A 3,628-nucleotide genomic window follows, 5' to 3' on the forward strand; every position below is an offset into this window, starting at 1 on the left:
AGTGGTCAGCTGATCGGGGTGACGGACGCCGGGCTGCTGCTCGCCGGCCCGGGTGCGCCGGACGTCAGTTGGCGTTATCCCGACGGCGCGCGGCGTCCGGAGATCGCCCCGGTGCGCGGCGGGCGTGGGGTGATCGCGATGCAGCTGGTCGGCGACAACTTCCGTTGGCTGGAGTACTCATGACGGCCCCGTCCCGCTCGCCCGGCCGTCCGGGTCTCGCCCATGGCGCCGTCGACGTCGTGGTGCAGGTGGTTCATCGGGTGCTCGTCGACCCGGTCCGTAGCGGACGGCTGCGCGGCGACGGCTGGCCGCCCGGACTGACCGCGATCGTCACCAGCTGCCTGGCCTGCTACGTCGGACTCGCGGTGATCACCGTCTCTGGACCGTGGGTGCGGCAGGCGTTGCCCGCCGGCAGCGCCGCCTTCGGCATCGCGTCCGAGCTGCTCGGCGTGGCGCTGGCGATCACCGTTCTGCTCGCCGCGGCGCTGACGACCGCGGCGATGCACGCGCCGGCGGGCGTCAAGCTGGCCGGACTGGCCGCGCCGGTGCTGCTGTGGTCGGCGATGGCGCAGCTGGCGCTGAGCGTCGACCAGCTGTTCTGGTGCGGTCTGGGCTTGCTGGCGCTGCTCGGCTTCCATCTGCTGCGGCTGGGTCGGGCCTTCGCCTGGTGGGAGTTCGTGGTGAACCTCGGCGTGATCGGGGCCGTGACCGCAACGAACCTGGTCACTTTCGTCCGGCCGGTGCTGGCCAGCGGACGCAACGACCGCAGTTTCCTGGTGGTGCTGGTGGTGATGTCGGTGGGCGTCCTCGGCCTGGGCTACGTGGTGACCTCGGGTGCGGCGACCGCCGAGGTCGCCTTCACCTCCTCGGTGTGGCTGGTCGAGTACGTCGGACGCCGCTTCCCGCGCCAGGTCCAGGTGGGGGTGGTCGGCCTCATCCTGGTGGTCGCCTGGGCGGCGCAACTGTGGCGGCTGGTGCGTTCACCCTTGCCCTGGTGGCTGGCCGGCGTCGAGGTGCTGGTGGCGTCCGTTCTGGTCGGGTTGACCGCCGGCTGCTGGGTGCTGCTGGCGGGCGCGTTGCAGCGTCGACGGCAACGACTCGGGTTGCCGCCCGACGTCCCGGATGTCGGGGACCTCTCCGAGGCGTTCGGCCGGCTGGCGCTGTGGGTGGGGGTGGCGCTGGCGGCACCGCAGATGGCCAACATCATCTGGGGCAATCTGGAACGCGGCCTGTGGCTGCCGCTGCGCGCCCTCGGCGTGCGGTACGTGCCGGGCGATCTGGCGTCCCGGCTGAGCAGCGGTGTGGACGCCGGACGCTGGCTGCTGCTGGCAGGTGAGTTGGTGGCGGTGCTGATCTGCGTGGTCGCGATGGCCCGCGCCTACCGACAGGCGCAGCCCGCGGCGGCGCAACTGGCGCTCATCACGGGTCTGTTCTGCCTGTTCGCGGCGGCGCGCCGCGCCGGCATGCCGCTGCCCGGGCTCGGCCTGGACACCCTCGGCGCGGCGATGGTGCTGATCAGCACCGGGACCGGCGCGTTCTGGCTGGTGCGCGGCCGGTTGACGGTGCCCCGCGGGTTGGCGATCGGCGTGGCGCTGCTGCTCAGCGCCGCCGTGCTGGGCCGCGATCTGGTGGCGGACCCGATCGGCTGGCTGCTCGGGGCGTCCGGGGGAGCACTGCTGGTCTTCGGCCTGGTCTGGAACCTGCTCACCGGCGCCGAGGAGGCCAACGGCGACTCGCCCAGCTTCCCGCGTCCGGCCCGGGTGCTGCTGATCGTCGGCTATCTGACCGTGACCATGCTGATCGCCGCCACGGACGCCGTCGCCGTCAGCTTCGCCGTCGACCTCGACCGTTTCGTCCGGATGGGCGTCGAAGTCATCGGCACCGCCCTACTCGCCACCGGTCTCTGGGCGGTGCTGAGCGCCGCCTCCCGCAACCGCTCCGCCATCTGACCCCTCATCGTCGGTCGAGCTTGTCGAGACCCCTTCAGCAGGATCTCGACAAGCTCGATCAGCGGTGGTGCGGAACGCCGGGGACGGTTCTTTTCGTCCCACCGCGCGCCGTCTCGCCCAACCGTTGGTCGAGCTTGTCGAGACCCCTTCAGCAGGATCTCGACAAGCTCGATCAGCGGTGGTGCGGAACGCCGGGGACGGTTCTTTTCGTCCCATCGCTCGTCGTCTCGTCCAACCGTCGGTCGAGCTTGTCGAGACCCTCACCCTCGTCCGACAAGCTCGAACGATGACTCAGTGGTCGTTGCGCAGATAGCGCAGCTGGGGGAGTGCGGCACGATAGTCCTCCAACAGCCGGACGGCGATCGCCGCCGAGTCGACCAGCGGGTGGTGGGTGAACGCCAGCCGGGCCGCCCGGGCCGAACCCGTGGTGGCGGCTTCGATCGTCCAGCGCTCGACCTGCTTGATCGTGGTGACCAGGCCGCGGGCATAGTCGGGCAGCGGCTCCACCGGCAGTGGATGGACGCCGTTCCCGTCGACCCAGCAGGGTGCCTCGATGACGGCATCGTCGGGCAGTTCGGCGAGCCGTCCGGCATTGGGCAGGTTGAGGATCAGCGTCGCCGGCTCGTCGCGTCCGATGGCGCGCATGATCGCCAGCGCCACCCCTTCGTAACCGCCGGAGACCAGGTCGGCGTCCGCTCGCTCGAAGCCGCCGGCCGCCTCCCGGTTGGCCGCGCCGTAGGTTTCCTCCCGCTCCCGGCGGACGGCGTCCCAGGCGGCCAGCGCCGCGTCCGGCTCGCTGGGACAACACCGGTAGAAGCGGTCCTGCTGCTCGGCCAGAAACGCCCCGCGGCCGCCGCCGGTGCCGCCTTCGCGGCGGAAGTAGAACCAGTGCAGGTACTCGTTCGGCAACGCCCCGAGGTCACCGATCAGCTGCGGCCCGAACAGCCGGCCCTCCTCGAAGGACGTCAGCCGCGCCGGGTCGGCGAGCAGTTCGGGCAGCCGGTCCACGCCGTCCGCGCGCAGTCCACGCAGCCAACCCAGATGGTTCAACCCGACGTAGTCCGCCTCGACGGACGCCGGATCGAGGCCGAGCGCGGCCGCGGCCCGACGGGCCAGCGCGATCGGCGAGTCACAGATGCCGACCACCCGCGGATGCACCGCGCTCAAGGCCTCGGTGACCATGCCGGCCGGGTTGGTGAAGTTGATCAGCCAGGCCTGCGGCGCCACTTCGGCGATGGTCCGCGCCAACTCGAGCGAGACGGGAATGCTGCGCAGCGCGTAGGCGATGCCGCCCGCACCCACGGTCTCCTGGCCGATCAACCCGTGTTCGGCGGCGATCCGCTCATCGAGCACCCGCGACGCCGTCCCGCCGGCCCGGAGCGCGGAAAAGACGAAATCGGCACCGTCCAGCGCCTCGGCCGGATCGGTATGCACGCTGTGCCGCAATCGGGTCGAGCCCGCGGACTGGCCGGTCAGTACCCGATCCATCACTGCGAGTCGGTTGGCATCGACGTCCAGCAGCGCGACCTGGTCAATCAGGTCATCCGCCAGCAGCGCCGCATGCACCAGGGGCACCCGGAACCCGCCGCCCCCCACGATGGTCAGCTTCACGCGGTCAGCCTAGGCCGTTCCCTGGTGACCGAAGGAACCGTCCCTGGTGACCAAGGGAACCGTCCCCG

General features: G+C 71.3%; 3 protein-coding genes. 2 read left to right on the forward strand and 1 reads right to left on the reverse strand.

The window, feature by feature from the left end:
• Together Q0066_RS10830 and Q0066_RS10835 are read left to right on the forward strand one after the other, a co-directional pair.
• A partial coding sequence (locus tag Q0066_RS10830; RefSeq protein ID WP_298132783.1) for a hypothetical protein occupies positions 1–183 on the forward strand: 183 nt, incomplete at its 5' end.
• The gene (locus Q0066_RS10835) at positions 180–1,949 is read left to right on the forward strand and encodes a hypothetical protein (protein ID WP_298132784.1); all 1,770 of its coding nucleotides are present in this window, start codon (positions 180–182) and stop codon (positions 1,947–1,949) included. The genes Q0066_RS10830 and Q0066_RS10835, both read left to right, overlap by 4 nt.
• Before the next feature lie 291 nt (positions 1,950–2,240).
• On the opposite strand, the gene Q0066_RS10840 is transcribed toward Q0066_RS10835, so the two are convergent.
• On the reverse strand, positions 2,241–3,560 hold the full coding sequence (locus tag Q0066_RS10840; RefSeq protein ID WP_298132786.1) for a 6-phospho-beta-glucosidase: 1,320 nt from the start codon (positions 3,558–3,560) through the stop codon (positions 2,241–2,243).
• Positions 3,561–3,628 lie beyond the last annotated feature (68 nt).

Origin of the sequence: Micropruina sp., from assembly GCF_027492755.1 — a bacterium.
Classification (GTDB): domain Bacteria; phylum Actinomycetota; class Actinomycetes; order Propionibacteriales; family Propionibacteriaceae; genus Micropruina.

Excerpts from the sequence above, each read along its gene's own strand:
- Q0066_RS10835 (WP_298132784.1), top strand. The coding sequence starts at position 180 with ATGACGGCCCCGTCCCGCTCGCCCGGCCGTCCGGGTCTCGCCCATGGC.